Here is a 22,182-nt window from a genome sequence, read left to right on the forward strand (position 1 = left end):
TCGATTGCGATTGGCGCTGTGATCGGCGCTGAATTGGAGTTGCGGTCAGCCGCGCAGCCGCCTGACGAACTTGGCCACCGCTTCGCCGATCTCATGCGGGCAATCCTCTGGGACATAGTGCTTCGCGCTGACGGTGAGCTCCTCTTGATTCGGCCAAGCGCGGCAAAATTCGCGCGCAGCGCCCGCTGTGCCGTGGCCTTCGTCCGCGTTGATGAAAAGCTTGGGCAGATCCGTACTTTGCGAGAGCCAGTCGCTATAGCGCTTGACTCGAGCGTAGGTCTCGGGCGGATCGCCATCGAAGGGAATCTGGCGCGGGAACACCAGCGTCGGCAACCGCGACACGCCGGGCCTTAGGAAACGCTGCGCATATACCTGTTTTTCTGCGTCGGTCAGCGCGCGTTTCACGCCGAGCTCGAACAGCATCTTGTCGACGAAGAAGTTATCTTCAAGCACCATCTGTTCGCCTTCCTCGCCACGCAGGCGGCGAAACACCGCCTGACGTTCCGGCGGCATGTCGGTCCAAAGGCGCGGGCGCACCATTGCCTCCATGTACGCAATGCCTGATACCGATCCCGGATAACGCACAGCGCGATCGAAGCCCAGCGCCGCTCCCCAATCCTGCACGACGAGCACGATGTTCTTGCTCAACCCCAACTGCTCGAACCACGCGTCGAGATAGTCAGCGTGGTCGTCGAAGCGATAGGAATACGTCGGCGAATCGCTTGATTGGCCCATGCCGATTAGATCCGGCGCAAGACACCGGCCGAGCGATTCGAGATGGGGAATCACGTTGCGCCACGTGTAGGACGAGGTCGGGTTGCCATGCGGGAACACGATCGGATCGCCCTCGCCGACATCGACATATGCCATTTCCGCGTCGCGCACTTTCACGCGTTGCATGTCATAGGGGAATGCAGCCGAAATGTCCTGACTCATTGTTGTCTCCGTTCGATTGAAATGTGCGCCTGGGAGTTATCGCGTTCGTACGGCACGCCGCGCTTGGATACCTAGCGATTCCCCCTGTAGTTCTCATAGTTTGGACGTCTCATACTCGACGCTCAAACGAATTTTGGTCGGCTTTTCCATGAGGTTTATGAATGAACCCACGTCGTCTGACTCCGTCGATGTCGCTTCTGATCGCCTTCGACGCCGCCGCGCGCCGGCTGAGCTTCACCGATGCCGCATCCGATCTCGCCCTGACCCAAAGCGCCGTGAGCCGCCAGGTGCAAGCGCTTGAGGAACTGCTGGGCGTGCCGCTATTTCGCCGCATGAATCGCAAGCTGACGCTCACGGCGATCGGCGCGGTCTACCACCGGGACATAGGCCAGGCGTTGCAGCGCGTGCGCAGCGCCTCGTTGCAGGCGATCGCGTCGCAGACGGGACGCGGCAGCCTTGACCTCGCTGCACTACCAACTTTTGCGAGCAAGTGGCTACTGCCCCGCCTATCCGACTTCTATAAGCGGCATCCAGGCGTGCTGATCAACCTGCACTCGCGCATTGGCCAGTTCGACTTCGAACGCAACGGCATCGACGCGGCAATCGGCGTAGGGGACGGCGCGTGGCCAGGGCTTGTGTCGTACAAGCTCTGCGACGAAACCTTGCTGCCGATCATCAGCCCGTCAGTCGCGCAGGTACAACCCATCCGGTCTCCGCAGGATCTGACGCGCCATTTGCTGTTGCGCGTGACGGCACGATCCGATTCCTGGATCCGCTGGTTCGAGGATCAGCATATCGACGAGCGCTCGATGAACGTCGGCCCGCAATTCGAGCTGACGTCGCACTTGATCGAAGCGGTCTCCTCCGGCATCGGGATCGGGCTCGTGCCCAGTTTTTTGATCCAGGAAGAGCTGGCGTCCGGCGCGGTGATGCTCGCGATCGACCGGCCGTTGCGCACGGGACTGAGCTATTACCTCTTCCTTCCCGCCGGAGATCAGCCGCTGCCGCAGAGCGTCGCGTTCCGCGAGTGGATCCTGTCACGCGCGCAGCAAGATTTCACGGATCCACACACCGTTTCGCCTCTGCAATAATTTAGTTCGCGATCATTTATCGATCGATCGTTAAATGGTAGTTCGACGGAACGACCTGACCAGTGTTGCCGCGCCAGCGCATACCCTCGTCGAACAGTCCGCTGACGGAGATACGGTGGAAAACCGGCGCTTGCCGGGAGACCGGGCTTCGCCTTTTTTCGCTTTTCGCCGTATCGACGGCTTTCGTAGCTTTCGTTAGATTGATGAGCACTGCGGGTGTGCCGTTAAGGATTGCATCGGCCTGACGGTCGACGTGCGCTTCAAGACAGTTTGGGAACGGCATGCCTTTAACCCACTGACGCACGCCGACGTAGAAGATGCTTGCATGCAGACTCCACACCAGTTCCATGTCGACTTCACGCGTCGCTTTGTCGGTGGCGGGCGGTGGGCCGTAGACTCGCGGATTTCGTCGATCACCGGCTTGAGCACTCGCTCGCACATTTGTTCGAGATAACGTGTGTTGATGCCCTCGCGCGCCAATCCCGCGAAGATGAACGTGCGGATCAGCGGACGCGTCAGCATGACGCTCGAATACGCCTGATAGAACGCGGTGAGCCGCGCCTGCAGGTCGACGGTGCGATCGGCGATCAACGCGTCCCATAGCGGATCCCAGCGATAGATCTCGCTGTACACGCGGTCGATGAGTGCTTCCTTGCTTGGAAAATATCGGTACAGCAGCGGCTGAGTAACGCCGATCTGTCGCGCCAACTCGCGCGTGCTGCCGGAAAAGCGTGGGTCGCGAAATGCTCGATTGCTTTATCGACGATCTGCTTTTCGCGTTCTTCCGGCGCCATGCGGCGCGAGGTCGCGGTCTTCGCGGCCGCCGGGCGTGCGGTCCTGCGCGTCGACGACGGAGCCAACGGGACGCCGGGACGCTGGATGCGTGGCATCGCAGGCTCTCTGAAGTCTGTGGATTCGACAATATAGCAAATGCATCTTGCGATTGGTCGCCTCTGGTCCGGCGGCCATTCCATACGGTAATGGCTGTTATTGCCGCCGGCGATCTTCTCCAAAGGCCCACGGCGTCCGATCATCTGCTCACCGCAACTCAACTTCTCGACCGCGATGAGCACCTTCCCGAAACACACGATCGACGACGCGCCCGAAGCGTCCAAAGCCCATCTTGAAGGCACGAAAAAAGCGTTTGGCTTCGTGCCAAACCTGCAGTCGTACATGGCTGAAGCGCCCGAGCTACTGGCCGGCTACTCGGCGCTTTGGGACCTGTTTTCGAAAAGCACGCTGACGCCGCACGAACAGCAGGTCGTCTATCTCACCTCGAACTTCGAGAACGACTGCCATTACTGCATGGCGGGGCACAGCACGCTCGCGAAGATGATCCATATGGACGAAGGCGTGATCGCCGCGCTACGCGCCGGCACGCCGCTGCCCGATGCGAAGCTCGAAGCGCTGCATCGCTTCACCACGCTCGTTGTCCGCGCGCGCGGATTCGTGCCGGACACTGATGTCGACGCGTTCCTCGCCGCCGGCTACACCCGCCGCAACGTGCTGGAAGTGATCCTCGGCGTCGCGACGAAAGTCATGAGCAACTACACGAACCACATCGTGCACACGCCGTATGACGCGTTCATGCAGGGCAACGAGTGGACGAAGCCGCAGGCTGTTTCGGCATAACGGAATCGAACGACGGAGAACCAACATGTCCCTGCAGCAGAAACTCGATGCATTTAAGGCCGACTTCAAGGGCGGCAAGCCGCCATACAACGCGCCGCCGGAAATCCACCCGATCATGGAGCGCGCCACGGCCGAGCTGATCGCGAGCGGCCAGGCAGGCCGCTCGATCAAGGCCGGTGACCGCGCGCCGCAATTCACCCTGAACGATCAGAACGGCCATCCGGTGTCGTCCGCCGACCTGCTCGCGCAAGGGCCGCTCGTCATTACGTTCTATCGCGGTGTGTGGTGTCCGTACTGCAACATCGAGTTGCAGGCGCTGAACGAGGTGTTGCCGCAGATCCGCGCGCAGGGTGCCAACGTCGTCGCGATCTCGCCGCAGACATCGGCGAACAGCCGCAAGTCGGTACGCGACGACAGGCTCGACTTCCCCGTACTGAGCGACGAAAAAGGCGAAACCGGCGCGGCGTTCGGCTTGCGCTTCTCGCTGCCCGATTATCTGGTCGCGCTCTACCAGAAGCTGAAGAACGACCTGCCCGCGTTCAACGACGACCCATCCTGGACGCTGCCGATGCCGGCGCGCTACGTGATCGGACAAGACGGCGTCGTGCTGTACTCGGAGGTCAACCCCGACTACACGCACCGACCGGAGCCGACCGACATGATTCCGGTGCTCGAAAAGGCCGCAGGCCGACACCCTTCCTTGCACCGCCCGAAGCAGCACACCGGGCGGTGATTTCCTTGTGAGACTTCACGGATGACTCAACCTACCCCGCGTACCTTCCTGGTCACCGGCGCGACCAAAGGCATCGGCCTCGCACTCAGCAAGCGGCTCGTGAACGCCGGTCACCGGGTCGTAGGCCTTGCACGCGCCGATGCCGACTTCCCCGGCGAGCTCGTGACCGTCGATCTCGGCGACCGCGCGGCAACAGACGCCGTCTTGCTTGACCTGACGCGCCGCTTCGCCTTCGACGGCGTCGTCAACAACGTCGGTCTCGTGAAGCCGCAGCGCATCGGCCACGTCGACCTCGCCTCTCTCGACGACGTGTTCGCGGTCAATCTGCATCCGGCTGTGCAGGCCGTGCAGGCGTTGCTGCCCGGCATGCGTTCGCGGCGCTGGGGGCGCGTCGTCAACATATCGAGCCTGACGGTTCTCGGCAAGACAGAGCGCACCGCCTATGCGGCTGCGAAGGCCGCGCTCATCAGCTTCGCGCGTTCGTGGGCGCTGGAACTCGCGGATACCGGCATCACGGTCAACGCGGTCGCGCCAGGACCGACCGAAACCGAACTGTTCCGCGCGAACAACCAGCCCGGCAGCGAAGGCGAACGGCGTTACCTGTCCGCCGTGCCGATGGGCCGCTTTGGCCAGCCCGACGAGATCGCGGCGACCATCGCGTTCCTGCTTTCGGACGAAGCCGGCTTCATGACCGGGCAGACGCTGTACGTTGACGGCGGCGCATCAATCGGCAAGCTGGCTTTCTGAAGCTGGCCCGGTGCGGCGGCGCCCGCCGCTGCGCCCAGTACCTCCTCGACAAATGCAACGAACGCACGCGCCTTCGACGTCGGCATGCGGCCAGCCGGAAAAACCGCCCACAGATCGACGGGTGGCAAACTCCAGTCCGTGAGCGCCGCTCGCACGGTGCCGTCGGCCAGTTCCGGCGAAAACATCCACTCCGACGCAATTGCCAGCCCCAAGTGGCCGAGCACGGCCGTGCGCATGCCTTCAGCGGCGCTCACGCGCACACGTCCGGACACCACGACAGCGACTTCGGTGCCGTTCTGACTAAATGCCCACGATTCTCCGCCGCCGCGTAACGAGTAAACGATGGCCTGATGACGGCTCAGCTCGGCCGGCGTGCCGGGCACGCCCATCTGCGCGAAATAGTCCGGCGTGGCGACCACGAGACGGCGGCTTCGCGAGACATGGCGTGCAGTCATCGACGAATCGTCGAGCGAGCCCATTCTCAACGCGACATCCACGCCCTCCTCCAGCAGGTCGATCGAGCGGTCGTCGAGGATGACGTCGAGTTCGAGGTTCGGGTGGCGGTCGAGAAAAACCTTCAGCGCGGGCAGCACGTGCAAACGCGAAAATGTCACCGCAGCGCTGATGCGTAGACGGCCTGACAAACCCGCGGACGATTCATGCACGACCTGTTCCGCATGGTCGGCCGCCTCGATCGCGCGGCGCGCATGTTCGTAGAAGCGCTGTCCGGCATCTGTCGGCGTCAGACCACGCGTCGAACGCAGCAGCAAACGGGCGCCCAGATGACCTTCAAGCTGCGCGACAGATTTCGACACTGCAGGCTGCCCCAGTGCAAGGCGCCGTGCAGCGGCCGAGAACGACCCCGCCTCGACTACCGCGACGAACGTTTCCATTGCTGCCATCCGATCCATGCAAACCCCTGCTCCGTTAGGTTATTTCGCCGTGCGCTCGACGACACGAAACGCAAAGCGGCCGTACCGGCAATCGGGCGCGGTACGGCCGGCGTAGGCGTCGCGGCCAATCAGCCGCAGTCAGGCCGTTTCCGCTTGATAGAAACCGTAGTCGGTGTAGCCATGCGCGTAGTCGCCGTAGAACGTCGTGCGGTCGTAGCGATTTAGCGGTGCGTCCACGCGCAGCCGTTCCGGAAAGTCGGGGTTCGAGACGAACAGCCGCCCGAAAGCGACGAGATCGGCGACGCCTGCGTCGACGGCACGCAGCGCACTTTCCGCGGTGAACCCGCCGGCCGCGACGATCGTGCCAGTGTACACACAGCGGATATCGGCGGTCGCACGGCGGATGCCGCGGTCTCGGTATCCTCGTTGCCGCGAATCCGCGGTTCGATCACCTGAAGATAAGCCAGGCCGTAGCCGTCGAGGTGGCGGCTCACGTATGCGAAGGTGGCGTGCGGATCGCTGTCCGACATCGTGCCGTAGGTGCCGCTGGGCGACACACGCATCGCAACGCGGTCGGCGCCCCAGACCGACACGGCCGCATCGAGCACCTCCAACAGAAAGCGCCCACGGTTTTCGAGGAACCGCCGTATTTGTCCGTACGATGGTTCGAGCCATCGGGCAGGAACTGCTCCAGCAGATAGCCGTTGGCCGCATGAAGTTCGACACCGTCGAAACCGGCGTCGATCGCAAGGGTCGCCGCACGCCGGAACTCGTCGACTACGCCCGCGATTCCGTAGGTGTCCAGCGCCCGGGGCATCACCTGCTCGACTTCCACGATATTGCCGGCCGCATCTCTGATCGCGGCGTGCTCGCGCGCCTGGATTGCAGACGGCGCGACAGGCACCGCACCGTCGATATTGGCGGGATGCGCCTGCCGCCTCGCGTGCCAGAGCTGCACGAATATGCGAGCGCCTTTCGCATGCACCGCGTCGGTCACGCCGCCAACCACGCGCGTGAGCATTGCTGTATAGGGCCGGCGCACCGGCGTACGCAACGCCGAGCGGCGACACCGTCGTCGCATCCGTGACCAGCAGCGCGCCAGCACTCGCCCGCTGTGCGTAGTATTCAACCATCAGATCGCCCGGCACGTTGTCCGTGTCGGTGCGCATCCGCGTGAGCGGCGCCAGCACGATACGGTGAGAATACGGACCAACTCGAACTGGACTCAAGAGAGGATTCGTGGCAAGCGGCGAGTGCTGTATGGAGGCTAGAGGCGTCATCATCGACACTGTACTCTGGCGATAGAAGTCATCCCCCAGTGATAACAGCTATTCCGTCGCGGACTACACCGACACCATTCGCCAACGGAATCACATTCATGCCGTGCACCATACTTCAGCCGCCGGCATCGGGAAGGCAAAGTTCCGTCCGTCGTTATCGACCCGTTGGCCCCTTGGCCCCTTGGCCCCCGTCGGACAGGAACTCTAATCATGTATCACGTCTTTGCCTTTGCAACGCCAAATAGCGTCAAGTGCCGATTGCGCTGGAAGAACTCGGCCTCCATTACGAACTGCACGCCGTCAACGTAAAGAAGGGAGAGCAGAAGCGCGACGACTTTCTGGCGCTCAACCGGAACGGCAAGGTGCCGGTTCTCACCGATACACATCGGACTTTCGTGCTGACCGAATCGGCGGCCATTCTCGTTCACCTGGCGGAGTTGCACGGCAAGTTACTCTCGACCGAACCGTTCTCGCGGGCCCGTACGTTCGAGCAGTTGTTCGTTCATGCTTCGGGACTGAGTCCCGCGTTCGGGCAGGCCGGCTATTTTTCGGAAGATGGCCCCTGTTGAATGTTCCGCACACGCAATCGAGCGCTTCGGCAACGAGGCGCAGCGGCACCTACGACTGCTCGACGGCAAGCTCGCGCAGCGGGAATTCGCTGCGGGAAACGATTATTCGATCGCGGACATCGGCCACTTCGGTTGGATCTGGAGGCGGGCATTTCTCGAACTCGAACTTACGGACACGCCACATGTGGCCCGCTGGTACGAACGCATTAGCCAGCGTCCTGCCGTGCAAGCCGCTATTTCACGGATTGAGGCGCTGGCCGCGACGGCAAGCTGATGCCCATCCGACTCAGGGGCGCGTTACTCGCGTCACTTCGCAGAAATCGGTTGCGCTTCGCAGGCGGCTACGCACAGGCGATCACGGCCAGTTACCAGCTTCGCAGGGTGGTTGCAGCTTCCAAGGCCGTACCGGCGAATTCACAAGCGCTGCTCGCGTCGTAGCTAGTCGTGTCAAGAAACGTCATCACCGGCACTAGACATAAGTAACATTAACACATTTTACTTCGTTATCCTTATCGAATATTATTCACAGGTGTTTATGCGCACGCAAAACTGTGCGCCCAAGCCGCTCAACGGTGCGATTAAGGTGACGGCGTTTGCGGCTCCAGCCTCGGCCACACGCATAAGAGCATTCTGGCCGTTGGCATCGGTAACGCACGGACCGCTTTCAGGCAGCAAGTGCTTCACGCATTCGGCGTGCTCCTCAGCCGCCGCAAAAAAGCAACGCCGTCGAGCCGAACTCTTGGGCAGCATGGGGATCGCTGAGCGGCAACAGCGCTTTGACGCAAACGGCGTCTCCGATCCCCGCGGCGCGCATCAGCGCCGTCATGCCCCCGCGATCGGCCGTCATCGCATCAAGTGCGCCGCTGCCAGCAAACTTCGAAGCTTCTTCGAATCAACGAAAGAGAGGTCGGCAGGAGGGAATTCATCGCGAGCCTCAAGGGAATGGGTGAACGGCGCGGATGGGCCACGCTAAAAAGAGCATCGCGCTCCAGCACTCAATCCCGAAACGGGCGACTCACTCACTAAGCTTCGAAATCTTTATCAACACTCAATTTACCGAGAGCTACGCGGGCAGACAAGACCGTTCGTCGCGCCATTCGCCGCCACCCTTCAAGGAGGTTTATAGTGTTGCGCTGCCCGCGGAAGAGCGTTTGCGGCGCGAGCCACCCATTAAAAGCCAAACCGACGCATTCGACATGATCACTTTGAACGGCGAAAAAGAGCTGCTGCGCATCGAGAGCTGGGACGAGGTCCTCGCTCGCCCCGACTTCGACGGCCGCTTGGACCCCAACGCGCATGAGCTTGCGTCCACCATCGGCAGCTACGTTTTCGCCGAAAATCTCTTGCGGGCTCTCCAATTGCCGGACGCCCCATGGGCGCGGGTATTTGGTCGCGACCAAAAGCGGGCGCGTGACGAACATCGGAAAAGACTGCGGCGCAAACTACTTCGGTGTTGATTTTGAAGACATGTCGCGCCAGTTCGATCGCGACATTGCGAATAAAGAAAACCGCGAGCGGCTTTGGAGCTTCTCGTTCCAGCTCGACGGCCTGCAAGCGCAAATTGCGAAACTCCGAAGAGACAGTCCCGAAGGACGCGGGGCAGACTGGACGCACAAACGTTCGCGCGCGCTCGTTCAGCTAAACCACGGTTGCCCCGCCGTAGTGGTCCAAAGGGTCATCGCGATGCTCAGGACGGGCGACTTCGAGGTGCGCGTGCAGCGCCAGGCCACTGCCGGTGAGGCGCGCAGGATGGCCCTCGCCAGCGGCCGTGAGAATCAAGGCCTACAATACGTCGAAGAGAGCGCGGGGCGTGTGGCCCACATGGACGCGCTGAGCAAAGAAAACGACCTGCGCGAGCTTCTGATCGTCGATTTGGAAGAAAACTTGCGCGCTTTCGCGCCGTTGGACATCGACCAGATGGCTCCGGCGGAACTCAAGCGCTGGGCAAAGTGGGCTGCGGGCGTCTCGTTCACGGTCTAGCGCGTCGAAACCGCCCTGGGAAAATGCCGCGCCCTTCTGACCGCCGCCAACCTCGCGCCGTTGGAAGCAGTGATCGTGGATTTCGGCGACAGGGACAAATTCCGCGCATTCCTCGCCTCACTTGACTGAGGGCTCGTTTCAAAAGGCGCTTAGCGCAGAGTTCGCGCGGCGATGGCGCCGCGGGCCGACCAGCGGTTAAATACGGTCGCGGACGGGCGGGTCTGCTTATGGCTGGCGCGGTAGGACGCCAACAATGCTTATCTGTTTAAGAATCGTTGCGAATCGTCGATATAAAGTAGGATACCTAAACACATACGTCACTCATTTCCGCGAGCGATCGACCATTGCCTTAGCGAACCGGTCTCGTCTGCGCGCAAGCCGCGTTCTCTCCTGACTTTTGCCGTAGTCTGCTTCGGCTGCGGTAACAACGCCAGCAATTGCTCCGGTTAGATCTACGCGCACATTACCTTCGACGAGACAGATCCAATAGCGTTGGCCGCGGCACCAAAGCTTTATGCCATTACGAGTGTCTCGCTCGCTGAGTCCGATCGACACTGCGAGGGCAATCAAGTCTTTGAGAATGCCAACCTTGAGAGGGACCTTTGGCGTGGGACTGCGTGGAAAGGCGTGTGGGAAATGCCGTTGAATCGTGATAATTGCGCGCGCAGCTGCATCAGCAGACGTTCGAGGAGGCCTCGTTGGCAGCTTGCACGCCCGCTTTTCGTCCAATGGCGGTGACATTGAGCGTGACGCAACGGTTTCGCTTTTTACGCCTTGATCCAAGAGCGCTTTGAGCGCCGCGAGTTTTTCGAATCCCATCGTGCACACCGGAAAATGAATGAGCTATTTTATCAGTTGCCTTCCGGAGACGCCTAAGTTAGTTAGCATCGTCACTGTGACCGCCGCAACGATCGTGACCGAGTAACCCGACGCAGCTTGCCGCGTTTTAAGCGCTTGACGCCACACCTCTTTAACCAGCGGAACGGTCGCAACATGATGCAAAACGAGCGCGTTGCTCGAACGATCCAAATACGATCAGAGCATCGTGAGTTCGTCGGGTGTCGTGCTTACTTAAACGCTTCAGAAAGCTCTGTGACAGCAATAATTATCGGCAGGACAACGCGATCAACGCCCTGATTTTGAGAGAGCAGAAATTGAGCACGTTCTTGGTATGATGATCGTCCTGACGGTTTTTAACACGAGGAAGGCTGAGTGAGTCCTACAACATACTGTCTCGGCATAACAAGGCATACGCGTGGTTGAAGTCAAATCCGCCAGACAAAGGCCGTTGATCTTGCTTGTTGATGATGCGCTAGATACATTGGGCGCGTGGGAATTGCTCCTTGAAGCTCTTGGGTATAACGTGATCACTGCGGATACTGGTGCACAAGGGTTAGACAAAGCCCGTGCGTGGCTTCCCGACCTGGTTATCACCGACTATATGATGCCGATTATGGATGGCTTGGCACTTTGTCGTCACCTGCGCACTGACCCCGCGCTTAGGTTGATACCAATCATTCTTTGGACGTCCGCGAGAACAACTTTCGACGATCCACCGTTTGATAGCCTCATGCTGAAACCGACGCTGCTTGAACAGATGGCTGCGGATATTCGATTGTTGCTAAGAGAGGATATTTTTAATCGCAAAGTGTTGCGTTAGAACACAGTGGTGACTGATTCGCCAAGCCTGTCCTGTCTAAATCAACTATCCTTGCGATTTTTTTTTAGCATCTCCGCGGCAACTATTAACGCCTTGGCGGCGCGAGGAGATGCTCGAGCCACTAAATCCGCTTTCTTTCTAAGCCGCACCACCAACTTTGATTTGTTGTCGGTCTGCATTCCGTCGCTCCAAATATCTAAATTTTTTAAGGCATTTTCGGCGAGAATCGTAATAAGCTCGGAGACGTCGTCGCCATTCTCTGCTTTTGCGGCGACTCTTTCGAACTCTGCAAGATAATGGGTTATTACGCTTTCGTCATGTCTATCGGTCATTTTGCTTCCCGCGCGCCTAGCTCGATTAATGATTGATCGAACTCTACGCAATCGTAATGCCCGAGCCGGCACATCTTGACGTGCCGAGACGCGTCGGGTTAAGCCGATCTGAAGGTCGTGGCTTTATATAGCATTGCCACGACGCATAAAACATCGGACACCGTTTGTTTGTCCTCTCGATCTGGGAACACAACTGGCGGAAAATCCGGAACTCGATAAGCTCGGCGACCTTTCCCCGCCATGCTGGACGTCAGCGCACTCTGCGGCAGGCAGCATGCGAATCCCAGCGTCATTGCAAACTGCGAAAGAAATTGCTTCCGCTTGTCAAAATCGATGTCCATCGACAGCTTGCCGGCCCGATGTCGACCTGGCACCGTCCATCTGCCAGCAATCGGACGGCGATGCATAAGTCATCCCCGCGTATGGGTGAGCGTTTGGAGTTACTATCATTGTTATATGATTGGCGTGTTCATCCGTCGAACCGGCGCGGCGCTGAACAAAATTCTGCGCTTATAAATCGGAAGTTTCAGCCGGCAGCCTGGCTCTCGGCGAACGCGGCTGAATCAAGCAACGAGCCCTAGCAGTGCTCAAGACTTAAACGTCATGTTGCGATGGATTCGTTGCTGTTTTTCTGATGACTCACCACTTCCAGCCTACGCCCGCCATGCCGCTGTAGTCTTGCTCGTGTTTCGCAAAGTCCAAACCAGCACGTGCGAACACCGACATGTTCTTGCCAATCTCCCATGCTCCACCCGTCGCTACATGGCCCACGGTGCGCGCGAGGGGCGTGCCCGATACTTGATACACCGCGCCCGGCGCTTGAGCAAATGACGCATTCAGCGTCTGCCCCAGGCTGCCAATGCGCTGCTGCACGTTCGCATCGATCTCCCATGTGTTGGTCGCTCCGTCACGGCGTTTCTGCGTGAAAAGATACCGCACGCCTGCGATACCGGTCGTCGCGGCCTGAGTGCTGCCCTGATAGACGAGATCGAATACGCCGCCCTTGCCTTCACCAAAACCGTCCTGTGCGTACCGGCCCACGCGCATGCCGACATACGGCTGCAGCGCCATGTCATCGCGCAGATGCAAGTTCAGACCACCTTCCGCATAGGCGGTCGCGGCGCGCGTTTCGACGCTGCCTTGCGGCGTGCCCGACAAACCGGCAAAGCCGACGACGCGATTCTCCGCATTGCTCCATCGCCCGATGCTTCCCATGCCGCGCACGAAGAAGGGCTGCGCCGCCGGTTGCCACGCGCCGTAAATCAGCGCCTGCCAACCGTTCGTCTGACCGCTCGCACCCGGCGCATTGAAGCCGAGATCGCTGTAATCTGCATCGACCGCCACGCCGGCGCGAACGTCGCGCGCGACTTCGCGGTCGTAGCCGACGGCAAGCGAACTCGACCGCGTATCGAGTGCGTTGCTGCCAAGCGTTGCATCGCCCGATACATGCGACTGGCCATATCGCACCGACGCCCACACGTCGTTCGACGGACGCACCTGCGCTACCGACGTCATGCGCTCGCTCACCGTATTGCCCAGCGCCTCGGTGTTCTGACGCGCGACGCGCAGCAGGCCAGTCGCCTCGACACCGGTCATCTGCGCAAGCGCAGATTGCGCGCCTGCCGTGGTTTCGAACAACAAGGCATCGGTGATGGCGTTGCCGCCCGCAAGCAGCACGCGGTTCAACGCGCTCGCCACCTGCAACTGATTACGGTTCTGTCCGACCATCCCGAAGCCCGAGAAGTCGCCCGCCTGATAGAAGATCGATGCGATCTTCAGCGTCAGGTCGATTTCGCCCGGCGCATACGAGAGTGTGGGCGAGAGATACGCGTAGTCCATGCCGACGCCCGCGAACGTGCCGTTGAGCGCGCCCGTGTAAGTCAGGATGGTGTACTTCGTGTTGGTTTTCCATGCATCGGGCAATGCGTTGACGACGACCTTCGCCCCGCCATTCGCCCCGCTCTGCGCGATGTCGACATCGCCCGTCACCGCGACGCTGCCGGTCTGGCCCGCCGCGTTCGCACTGACGACGAAGGTCGATCCATCGTTGAATGCGAGCGTGCCGTTCACGCGCAACGCCTGACCCGGCGTGCCCGCGACCAACGCGCCGCCCGAGTTGAACGTCGCGTTGCCGATGAGCGAGCCGCTCCCCAACAACACACCGCCCGCGTTCACCGCAACATTCGCCGCCGTGATGGTATCGACCTGCACCGTGCCGCCGTCGTTGACGATGCCGAGACTCGCGCTCGCAAGGTTCTGCACCAGACCGCCGCTCGTCACGGTCACGCCGGCCACGTTGCCGTCGCCGGTCAGCATGCCGCCGTTGTTGACGAGCGTCCTCGTCACGGTCGCGCCGTAGCGCACGCGCTGTACGCCGCCCGAATTGACCGTGGTCGTATCGGCCGCGCCGCCTGAACTGACGACCTGCGTGCCGCCGTTGAGCGTGGTTGCGCTCGCGATGCCGTCGGCCTGCACATCCTGCAACGCGCCAGCGTTGACGATCGCATTCCCCGCGAAGCCGCCGAACGCCACTTGCTGAACGCCACCGCTGTTGACGACCGTGTTGTAGGCGTAGCCTTCGATGGCGCCATCGACATATTGCAGGCCGCCTGAATTGACGGTCGTGTCGCTGGCGACGCCGCCGGCCAGAATATTCTGCGTGCCGCCGTTGATCGTCGTCGCGCTGGCGACGCCGCCCGAGGTCAGCGTCTGCGTGCCGTTTGCAAGGAGCGTCGTCGTCATGGCGAGCCCTCCCGCGCTGATCACCTGCTGACCGCCGTTCACGACCGTCGTGTCCTGCGCCACACCGCCCGCAGAGACCGTCTGCGTGCCGCCCGACACCATCGTGCTGGCTGCCGTTCCCGCGACGGCCTGCATGCCGCCTGTCGCGACCGTCGTGCTCGTCGCGTTGCCGCCGAAGGCCACCTGCTGCACGCCCGCCGCGCTGACGATTGCGCCCACGGCCGTGCCGCCAGCCTCGACGAGCTGCGTACCGCCGGAGACGATCGAACGCAGCGAGGAGCCGCCTGCATTGATCATTTCCATGCCGCCCGAGCCCACCCGCGTGTCGCTGGCGACACCGCCCGCCAACACGCTGAACACGCCGCCGTTCTCGACCAGCACGTTCGAGCCGACGTTGCCCGCCACGTTGAACATGCCGCCGGTGTTCGTGCCGCTGACCGTCGCCGACGTGTCGGTGACAAGCGCCGCGCCGCTTTGCTGGCTGATCGTCGCGCTGCCCGCCCCGGTCACGGTCGTCAGGCCGCCGTTCTGCACGGTGACTTGCCCCGCCGCTCCGCCGCTGGATACAGTCAGCGCACCGCCGCTCTGCACCAGCGTGCCGCTCGTCACGCCGCCCGTCGTCACCGTCTGCCGGCCGCCGCTGGATACGACCGCGCCGGTCGAGCGGCCGCCCGACGACACCGCTTGCGCGCCACCGCCGGATACCATCGTGCCGCTCGCGATCCCGCCCGCGAGCACGGTCTGCGTGCCGCCGTTGGTCACGGAGACGCCATTGGCCACCCCGCCCGATGACACATACTGATTGCCGCCGCTGCCGAGCGTGACCGCGCCTGCGTTGCCGCCGGACGACACACGCTGCACGCCGCCTGCGCTCACCAGCGTGCCGGTGGCGGTCCCTCCGGAAGCAACCTCCTGCACGCCGCCGCTCGCCACCGTCGTGTCGATGGCGGTCCCGCCGGTTTGCACGGTCTGCGCGCCGCCATTGGCCACCAGCGTCGCCACCGCGCTGCCTCCCGCCGTGACGTTTTGCTGGCCGCCCGACAGCACGCGAGACGCCGAGGCGACGCCGCCCGACAGCACGGCCTGCAAGCCGCCGGCAGACACTGCCGTGCCGCTCGCCGATCCACCCGACGCGACGCTTTGCATGCCGCCGCTCGACACGCTCGCGTCTTTCGACACGCCGCCCGATGCGACCGTCTCCACGCCGCCCGCGCCAATGGTCGTTGCGCTCGCAAGACCTGCCGAAGCGACCGTCACCGCGCCGCCGCTGTTCACGTTGGTTGCGAACGCACTGCCGCCCGAGCCGATGGACATCACGCCCGCACTGCGCACTTGCGTGCCGCTCGCGACGCCATCCACCGCGATATGGCCGCCATTGCCGATGATGCTGCCCACCGCGCTCCCCGCCGACGCAACCGTCTGCAAACCACCCGCGAGCACCGACGCGCCCATTGCCGTGCCGCTGACGGTTTGCACGCCGCCCGACACGATCGAACCGGAAGCGATGCCGCCGACCGCAACTGTCTCCACCCCGCCGATACCGACTTGCGTCCCCGAGGCCTGTCCGCCGGAAAGCACCGTGAAGCTGCCGCCATGTTCGACGAGTACGCCGGATGCAACGTTGCTCAGCACCGAGAATGCGCCCGATGCGTTGTGGCCGTTCGTAATCGTGGCCGACGTATTGGCGATCAGCGCCGCGCCCGCTTGCTGATCGACGTCATCGAGTGCCGCGCCTGCCGACACCGTCAGCGTGCCGCCTGACAAAACGGTCGACGAGGTCGCACTGCCGGAAGCCCCGATGGTTTGAACGCCGCCCGCGCCGATCACGCTCGAACTCGCATATCCGCCGTTGAGCACCATCTGCGTCGTACCTGCACCAATGTTTGACCATGCTGCCGTGCCGCCCGATCCCACGCTTTGCTGACCGCCGGAAACGAGCGTCGTGCCGAGCGCGAGCGCGCCAGCACCCGAGACATTTTGCACGCCGCCGGCGACGATCATGCCGTCGGCCTCGCCCGCCACGTTTTGTGTTCCGCTCACGCCGATCGTCGTGCCGCTCGCGTAGCCGCCGGACGCGACCGTCTGAACCGCGCCATTGCTGACGGCGCCGCCGATCGCCACGCCGCCGGATGCGACCATCTGCGTCGCGCCCAAGCCAGTGAGCGTCGTGTTATCGACATTGCCGTACACCATCTGCGTGCCCGACACGACCGTATCGAACGCACTGCCAGACACGACCTGCGCCGCGTCGGCTTCGACCGTGGTGCCAGACGCCGCGCCCCCCAACTGCACGAGTTGCGAAGCGCCCGCGCCGATCTCGCTACCGGATGCGATGCCGCCGAAGCTCACGGTCTGCGTGCCGCCCGACTGCACGACAGTCCCGATGGCAACGCCGCCAATGTTCACTGCTTGCGATCCGCCCTGAAGCAGGGTGCCGCTTGCAACGCCATTGAAGACTTGCTGCGATCCGCCCGAGATCACCGCATCCAAAGACGTGCCGTCGTTGATGACCTGCACGCCGCCCGAGGCCACGGTGGTGTTGCTCGCGATGCCGCCGAGCACTTGCTGCGACGCGCCGGATCCGACGCTCGTGCTGGTCGCCACGCCGCCACCGCCGATGCTCTGCGTACCGCCCGTGAGAACGGTGTCGGTTGCGCTGCCCATGACGGACTGGATGCCGTCGGTCACCTGCGTGCCGCTGACAAAACCGCCGGCCATGACGTACTGCGCGCCGCCTTGCAGCAACGCGCCGCTGGCGCTCGCACCCGACGACACGGACTGCTCGCCGCCGGCGATGACGGCGTTCAGCGACACGCCGCCGGACTGCACGTTCTCCGTGCCGCGATCACCGATATACGTGCCGCTGGCGGCGCCGTTCGACGTCACGGTGAGCCGTCCGCTGTTTTCAACGACGACGTTGGTCGCCACGTTATTCGCGATCGAAAATGCCCCGTTGGCATTCACGCCCGCGACGTTCGCGCCTGTATCCGTGATGAGTGCGGCGCCCGCGCGCTGATCGACATCGCTTGCGTTCGCGCCCGCGGAGACGACCATCAGCGCACCGTTCATCAAGGTCGATGACGACGCGCTCGCACCGGTGAGCAATTGAATCTGACCACCGTAGCCGACGTTCGTCGCGCTCGCCATGCCGCCCGACGTAAGCAGCACCGCGCCGCCATTGATGGCCGAAGTGTTCGCCGCAACACCGCCGCCGCCCACGAGGACCACGCCACCCGACGCGTACGCCGAGTTCAGCGTGCCGCCCGAAGAGATGGCCACCATGCCGCCCGAACCGACCACGGTCGTGTTCGCAACGCCGTTGCCGGAGATGGTTTGCCTGCCGCCCGAGAAGACGGTCGTGCCGTCGGTCGTGCCGCCCGTCACGTTCTGCACGCCTGTGCCCGTGGCCAGCGTGTTGCTGGCCGAACCGCCCGCGACGATGGTCTGCACGCCACCGGAGATGACCGTACCCGTGGCCGTTCCCTGCACGTTCTGCTGCCCTGACAGTATCGTGGTGCCCGCAGCTGTTCCGCCCGCGAGCACGGTCTGCGCGCCGCCACGGATGCTTGCGTTCGTAGCGAGCGCGCCGCTCGCCACGGTCATTACGCCGAGGGCCTGCACGATGGTCCCTGAAGCCTGAGCATCACTATTCAAGTTTTGCGTGCCGTTTGCGACGACGATGGTCCCGGACGCCACGCCATCGACGTTCTGTACACCGCCGATTGTCGCCGATACGGCGCTCGCCCCAGACGTGACCGATTGCACGCCGCCCAGATCGACGCGCGTCCCCGTGGCGACACCGCCCGCCGCAACGATCTCGCCGCCTGCGCTGGCCACGCGCGTCGCAACCGACGAGCCGCCCGACTGCACGGTCAACTGTCCGCCGTTGGCCAGATAAACGTTCGATGCAACGTGATTGGAGATGCTGAATATGCCGTTCGGTCCGCTTCCGCCGATCACCGTGTCGGTATCCACGACGAGCGCGCCACCCAGGTTTTGCACGATGCCGAGCGCCGAGCCGCCCGCCTGCACGGTGAGCTTGCCCGACGCGTTGAGCGTCGTGCCCGAGGCGACGCCGCCCGCATCGACTTCTTGCGTGGCGCCAGCGACGATGGTGCTGCCGGAGGCATGCGCACCCGCGAGAACCTGCTGTACGCCGCCGCGCAGCGTCGCTCCGTTCGCGGCGCCACCGGCGCTCACGATCTGCGAACCGGACCACACCACGGTGTTGCTCGCCACGCCGCCGCCCTGGATCGATTGCACGCCGCCCCGCACGGCGCCGCCATAGGCCAGGCCGCCATTCTGCACCGCTTGCGTACCGCCCGACGATACGACAGTCGCGCTCGCCACGCCGTTCGCCTGCACGCTCTGGACGCCGCCCGAGATAACCGCCGCGCCTTGCGCCACGCCGCCGCTCGCGATGGTCTGCGTGCCACCGGAGACGACATCGTTGTATGAGGTGCCACCCGAAACGATGCTTTGCGCGCCGCTGCTGCCGATGCGGTTGCTATACGCGGCCCCGCCGGACGAAATGGTCAGGTTGCCGCCGCTCAGCACATCGGTGCTGGTTGCAGTCGATCCGGACGAAACAGTGAGCGAGCCGCCCTGCAGACTTGCGCCAGCGGTCGTTGCGCCGTCGCGCACCGTGACCGCACCGCCCGCGAGCACCGTCGCGCTGGTTGTACGTGCGTTCACGCCGGTGACCGTTTGATTGCCGCCCGCCGAGACCGTAGCACCGATGCTCGAACCGCTCACCACTTCGTTGCCGCCGGCCTTGATCTGCGTCGCCGAAGCATACCCATACACGCCGACGGTTTGCGATGCGCCGCTGCCGACGAACGTCAGGTTCGCGCGTCCGCTCGTCACGACTTCCGACGCGCCGCCCGCCAGCACGGTGCCGACGGTCGTACCGCCTTGTACATCGACGAGCGTTCCCGCCGCAGCCGCAGTGCCCGACGCCACCCCGCCGCTCACGATCAACGTGCCGTTGTTGAACTGCGTGCCGTAGGTCGTCCCTGCCGAAACGAGTTGCGTGCCGCCTGCGACGACGACGCCGCTGGTCGTGCCGCCTTGAACCGTTTCGGTCGCGCCTGCGGAGATGACCGTGCCGCTCGCAGTACCGCCGTACACTTGCTCCCGTGCGCCGCTCTGCAATTGCGTGTTGGACGTCACGCCCGTGCCCGTCACGGTAACGACGCCGCCCGAGTTGACGGTCGTGTTGCTCGTCAGCCCGCCCGAAGCGACCAGCGAGCCGCTGTTGTTGACCACCGCGTCGTTCATCACGCCGCTGCCGGTCGTTATACCGACGCCCGCCGAGTTGATCGTCACGCCCTGGGCCACGCCGCCCGACACCGTGACGAGTCCGCCGCTGCCCGCGGTCGTCGCGTAGGCCGTGCCGCCGTCGAGCACGGTCATCGCGCCGCCGTTTTCTGCCACCACGTTCGAGGCGACATTGCCGTTGATCGAGAACGCGCCCAGCCGGTTCGTGCCGTTGGTGATCGTCGCCGATGTGTTGGTGACGAGCGCGCCACCCGACGCGACGTTGACGGTATCGGCCGCGGCGCTGGCATCGACTTCGAGGCGGCCGGAATTGGCCACCGTCGTCGAGACTGCGTAGCCGCCGCCCTGTGCGGTGGTGTTGCCGCCTGTGCCGATGGTCGTCGACGTCGCCGAGCCGCCGTTAAACACCGTCAGACTGCCGCGATTCTCCAGCACGAGATTCGATGCGACGTTGCCGACCACCGAGAACGCACCCATGCGGTCCGTGCCGTTCGTGATGACCGCCGAGGTATTGGTGATGAGCGCCCCGCCCGAGCTCTGCGCGACCTGGTTCGCTGAACCGCCCGCATCGACCTGGAAGATGCCTGCCGAATGCAGCGTGTTGCTCGCCACGCCGCCGCTCATCACTTCGAGATTCGCGGCGCTGCCGTCGAGCATGACGCCCGATGCATAGTTGTTCGAAACGAAGAAGGTGCGGCCTGAATCCGTGAGGCCGTTCGTGATCGTCGCCGATGTGTTCGTGACGATCTGACCACCCGCGCCCTGATGCACGGTATCGGCGGCGCCGGCCGTAGCGACCTGAAAGATGCCGCCGGCGGAGTAGACCGTGTCTTGCGCCGCGCCGCCCGAGAGCACCGTCAGATGACCCGTGCCGACGATCTGCGTATGCGAGGCAACCCCGTCTGAAATGGAAAAGCCCGTGCCATCCGTACGCGTGTTGACGCCTGCGAGCACCGTCGAGGACGTGGTTGCAACCAGTCCGCCGCTCGCCGCCTGTGTGACGCCAACTGCGGTTGCGCCCGAATCGATCGTGAGTGTGCTGCCCGAGCTGACCACGGCTGCCGTTGCGCTCGCGCCGGACTGCACATGGACCTGAGCGCCATTGAGTGCAACGACGGTGTTGGTCTGCCCCCCAGAAGTCACCAGTTGCGATGCATTCGTGCCATTGACCGTCGTGTTGTTGGCAACACCTCCTGCCAACACGGTGTCGGTCGAATAGGCGCCGACATGGGTGCCGGTTTCGACGCCCGCGACGCTCTGCTGTGCGTAGTACGTGCCATTGCCCGACAAAATCGAACCGCTTGCTGCGCCGCCGGCCGCGACGTTCATCGTAGCGCCGGCCAGCACGCTTGCTGCTGCGATCGACCCGCCGCTCGCCACCGAAACACTGCCCGCCGAGTTCACCGTGACGCCCGATGCCACGCCCGCCGTCCACAGCGACGTGCCGCTGTTCACAGTCGTTGCCGCCGCCGAGCCGCCCGCCGCTACCGACTGCTGTCCGCCCGACGTGAGAGTCGTGTTGCTGGCCACGCCGCCCGCCTGGACGTTTTGCAGCGCGTTGCTCGTGACGGTCGTGTAGTAGGCCGAGCCCGCCACGTTCTGCGTGCCGGCGCTTGTGACCAGCGTGTTGACCGCGCGCCCGCCCGCATCCACGTTCAATGTGCCGCCCAGCACCTGCGTGGTGCTCGCCACGCCGCCCGCCAGCACTTCGAGCTGGCTTTGACTGGCGAGCTTGATTCCGCTCGCAACATTGCCGCCGACGTTGAACGTCGAGCCGTCCGCGTTCGTGCCGTTGATCGTGCCCGAGGTCGTGGCGATAAGCACCGCGCCCGAGGTCACGGCAAGCCCCGTTACCGTCGCGCCTGCGGCGATCGTTTCGCGTGCGCCTGCCGAAACGGTCACGCCCGTCGAGCGCCCGCCCGACGCGACGTTTTGCGCGCCATACACGGTCGTGGTCGACGCGGAGCCGCCCCCGAGAACGTTTTGCGTGCCGTAGACCGTCGATGCATTCGCGTAGCCGCCGCCCGACACGTTCTGCGTGCCAGTCACGGATTCGCCGGTGACCGTGGTGCCGCTCGCAACCTCGGCGGTGTAGGCCTGCGCCGCAGGCATCAGGGAGGCCTGAAGTCCCAGCAGTGCGAACATGCCCGAGAGGAGGCGCGACAACCCGCGTCGGCGGCTACCGAACACATGCAGACAAAACTTGCGGCGATAAGTAAGCGGCTTCATTTCTTCGTGTTGGTATGAGTGCGGCCCTCACGCTCGTTGATGAAAGCGCGGTGGCAAAAAATGTTCGGGAGTCGCGGT

At 63.3% G+C, this 22,182-nt stretch carries 16 protein-coding genes and 3 pseudogenes; 9 read left to right on the plus strand and 10 right to left on the minus strand.

Annotated features, from left to right (window positions below; translation table 11 throughout):
- Positions 1–45 precede the first annotated feature (45 nt).
- The gene (locus NCT03_RS32225; RefSeq protein WP_250495376.1) at positions 46–936 is read right to left on the minus strand and encodes a haloalkane dehalogenase; all 891 of its coding nucleotides are present in this window, start codon (positions 934–936) and stop codon (positions 46–48) included.
- A 188-nt stretch (positions 937–1,124) separates the two neighbouring features.
- Here NCT03_RS32225 and NCT03_RS32230 point away from each other — a divergent pair, with 188 nt between their 5' ends.
- Positions 1,125–2,027, plus strand: a complete 903-nt coding sequence (locus tag NCT03_RS32230) for a LysR substrate-binding domain-containing protein (protein WP_250495377.1) — start codon at positions 1,125–1,127, stop codon at positions 2,025–2,027.
- A 195-nt stretch (positions 2,028–2,222) separates the two neighbouring features.
- Here NCT03_RS32230 and NCT03_RS32235 read toward each other — a convergent pair whose 3' ends face one another.
- Positions 2,223–2,735 (minus strand): TetR/AcrR family transcriptional regulator, encoded by a 513-nt coding sequence (locus NCT03_RS32235; protein ID WP_309936358.1) that lies wholly within the window; start codon positions 2,733–2,735, stop codon positions 2,223–2,225.
- 357 nt (positions 2,736–3,092) lie between these two features.
- Between NCT03_RS32235 and NCT03_RS32240 the strand changes: the two genes are divergently transcribed.
- The 3 genes from NCT03_RS32240 to NCT03_RS32250 are packed head-to-tail and all read left to right on the plus strand — an operon-like array spanning position 3,093 to position 5,139.
- Positions 3,093–3,659 carry a carboxymuconolactone decarboxylase family protein gene (locus NCT03_RS32240; protein ID WP_250495378.1) on the plus strand — a complete coding sequence of 189 codons (567 nt, stop codon included), beginning with the start codon at positions 3,093–3,095 and terminating at the stop codon, positions 3,657–3,659.
- A gap of 25 nt (positions 3,660–3,684) precedes the next feature.
- Positions 3,685–4,392 carry a peroxiredoxin-like family protein gene (locus NCT03_RS32245; RefSeq protein ID WP_250495379.1) on the plus strand — a complete coding sequence of 236 codons (708 nt, stop codon included), beginning with the start codon at positions 3,685–3,687 and terminating at the stop codon, positions 4,390–4,392.
- Between the two features lie 21 nt (positions 4,393–4,413).
- Positions 4,414–5,139 carry an SDR family oxidoreductase gene (locus tag NCT03_RS32250; RefSeq protein WP_250495380.1) on the plus strand — a complete coding sequence of 242 codons (726 nt, stop codon included), beginning with the start codon at positions 4,414–4,416 and terminating at the stop codon, positions 5,137–5,139.
- Positions 5,140–5,165: 26 nt separating this feature from the next.
- Here the strand turns inward: NCT03_RS32250 and NCT03_RS32255 are convergent.
- The 4 genes and pseudogenes from NCT03_RS32255 to NCT03_RS34280 all read right to left on the minus strand — a co-directional run.
- Positions 5,166–6,050: pseudogene (locus NCT03_RS32255) on the minus strand (LysR family transcriptional regulator); the annotation flags it as partial.
- 120 nt (positions 6,051–6,170) lie between these two features.
- The gene (locus NCT03_RS34270; RefSeq protein WP_350030202.1) at positions 6,171–6,407 is read right to left on the minus strand and encodes a hypothetical protein; all 237 of its coding nucleotides are present in this window, start codon (positions 6,405–6,407) and stop codon (positions 6,171–6,173) included.
- A gap of 92 nt (positions 6,408–6,499) precedes the next feature.
- A pseudogene (locus NCT03_RS34275) lies at positions 6,500–7,113 on the minus strand (oxidoreductase); the annotation flags it as partial.
- Positions 7,091–7,315: pseudogene (locus tag NCT03_RS34280) on the minus strand (oxidoreductase); the annotation flags it as partial. The pseudogenes NCT03_RS34280 and NCT03_RS34275, both read right to left, overlap by 23 nt.
- A gap of 248 nt (positions 7,316–7,563) precedes the next feature.
- Here NCT03_RS34280 and NCT03_RS32265 point away from each other — a divergent pair.
- Together NCT03_RS32265 and NCT03_RS32270 are read left to right on the plus strand one after the other, a co-directional pair.
- Positions 7,564–7,881 (plus strand): glutathione S-transferase family protein, encoded by a 318-nt coding sequence (locus NCT03_RS32265; protein ID WP_250495381.1) that lies wholly within the window; start codon positions 7,564–7,566, stop codon positions 7,879–7,881.
- Positions 7,868–8,155, plus strand: coding sequence for a glutathione binding-like protein (locus NCT03_RS32270; protein ID WP_250495382.1), 288 nt, complete (start codon positions 7,868–7,870; stop codon positions 8,153–8,155). The genes NCT03_RS32265 and NCT03_RS32270 overlap by 14 nt, the downstream gene beginning before the upstream one ends.
- A gap of 426 nt (positions 8,156–8,581) precedes the next feature.
- On the opposite strand, the gene NCT03_RS33955 is transcribed toward NCT03_RS32270, so the two are convergent.
- Positions 8,582–8,707: a hypothetical protein gene (locus NCT03_RS33955; RefSeq protein WP_284503559.1), complete on the minus strand. Its 126-nt coding sequence runs from the start codon at positions 8,705–8,707 to the stop codon at positions 8,582–8,584.
- 133 nt (positions 8,708–8,840) lie between these two features.
- Between NCT03_RS33955 and NCT03_RS32275 the strand changes: the two genes are divergently transcribed.
- Together NCT03_RS32275 and NCT03_RS32280 are read left to right on the plus strand one after the other, a co-directional pair.
- Complete coding sequence (locus tag NCT03_RS32275) at positions 8,841–9,338, plus strand: hypothetical protein (protein WP_250470062.1); 498 nt, start codon at positions 8,841–8,843, stop codon at positions 9,336–9,338.
- On the plus strand, positions 9,292–9,861 hold the full coding sequence (locus tag NCT03_RS32280) for a hypothetical protein (protein ID WP_250470063.1): 570 nt from the start codon (positions 9,292–9,294) through the stop codon (positions 9,859–9,861). The genes NCT03_RS32275 and NCT03_RS32280 overlap by 47 nt, the downstream gene beginning before the upstream one ends.
- A 321-nt stretch (positions 9,862–10,182) precedes the next feature.
- On the opposite strand, the gene NCT03_RS32285 is transcribed toward NCT03_RS32280, so the two are convergent.
- A complete protein-coding gene (locus NCT03_RS32285; RefSeq protein WP_350030057.1) occupies positions 10,183–10,680 on the minus strand; it encodes a ProQ/FinO family protein in 498 nt (165 codons plus the stop codon).
- Positions 10,681–11,116: 436 nt separating this feature from the next.
- Here NCT03_RS32285 and NCT03_RS32290 point away from each other — a divergent pair, with 436 nt between their 5' ends.
- Positions 11,117–11,521, plus strand: coding sequence for a response regulator (locus tag NCT03_RS32290; RefSeq protein ID WP_250470064.1), 405 nt, complete (start codon positions 11,117–11,119; stop codon positions 11,519–11,521).
- Positions 11,522–11,562: 41 nt separating this feature from the next.
- Here the strand turns inward: NCT03_RS32290 and NCT03_RS32295 are convergent, their stop codons facing one another.
- Complete coding sequence (locus NCT03_RS32295; RefSeq protein WP_250470065.1) at positions 11,563–11,853, minus strand: hypothetical protein; 291 nt, start codon at positions 11,851–11,853, stop codon at positions 11,563–11,565.
- Between the two features lie 639 nt (positions 11,854–12,492).
- Positions 12,493–22,104, minus strand: coding sequence for an AIDA repeat-containing protein (locus NCT03_RS32300; protein ID WP_250495383.1), 9,612 nt, complete (start codon positions 22,102–22,104; stop codon positions 12,493–12,495).
- Positions 22,105–22,182: the final 78 nt, after the last annotated feature.

Source organism: Caballeronia sp. GAWG1-1 (assembly GCF_023631465.1).
Classification (GTDB): Bacteria; Pseudomonadota; Gammaproteobacteria; order Burkholderiales; family Burkholderiaceae; genus Caballeronia.

What these genes read in the sequence shown, in the direction of transcription:
- NCT03_RS32225 (WP_250495376.1), bottom strand. Translation starts at nt 936, where the DNA reads ATGAGTCAGGACATTTCGGCTGCATTCCCCTATGACATGCAACGCGTG.
- NCT03_RS32230 (WP_250495377.1), top strand. Translation starts at nt 1,125, where the DNA reads ATGTCGCTTCTGATCGCCTTCGACGCCGCCGCGCGCCGGCTGAGCTTC.
- NCT03_RS32240 (WP_250495378.1), top strand. Translation starts at nt 3,093, where the DNA reads ATGAGCACCTTCCCGAAACACACGATCGACGACGCGCCCGAAGCGTCC.
- NCT03_RS32245 (WP_250495379.1), top strand. Translation starts at nt 3,685, where the DNA reads ATGTCCCTGCAGCAGAAACTCGATGCATTTAAGGCCGACTTCAAGGGC.
- NCT03_RS32250 (WP_250495380.1), top strand. Translation starts at nt 4,414, where the DNA reads ATGACTCAACCTACCCCGCGTACCTTCCTGGTCACCGGCGCGACCAAA.
- NCT03_RS32270 (WP_250495382.1), top strand. Translation starts at nt 7,868, where the DNA reads ATGGCCCCTGTTGAATGTTCCGCACACGCAATCGAGCGCTTCGGCAAC.
- NCT03_RS33955 (WP_284503559.1), bottom strand. Translation starts at nt 8,707, where the DNA reads ATGACGGCGCTGATGCGCGCCGCGGGGATCGGAGACGCCGTTTGCGTC.
- NCT03_RS32275 (WP_250470062.1), top strand. Translation starts at nt 8,841, where the DNA reads ATGGGCCACGCTAAAAAGAGCATCGCGCTCCAGCACTCAATCCCGAAA.
- NCT03_RS32285 (WP_350030057.1), bottom strand. Translation starts at nt 10,680, where the DNA reads ATGGGATTCGAAAAACTCGCGGCGCTCAAAGCGCTCTTGGATCAAGGC.
- NCT03_RS32295 (WP_250470065.1), bottom strand. Translation starts at nt 11,853, where the DNA reads ATGACCGATAGACATGACGAAAGCGTAATAACCCATTATCTTGCAGAG.
- NCT03_RS32300 (WP_250495383.1), bottom strand. Translation starts at nt 22,104, where the DNA reads ATGAAGCCGCTTACTTATCGCCGCAAGTTTTGTCTGCATGTGTTCGGT.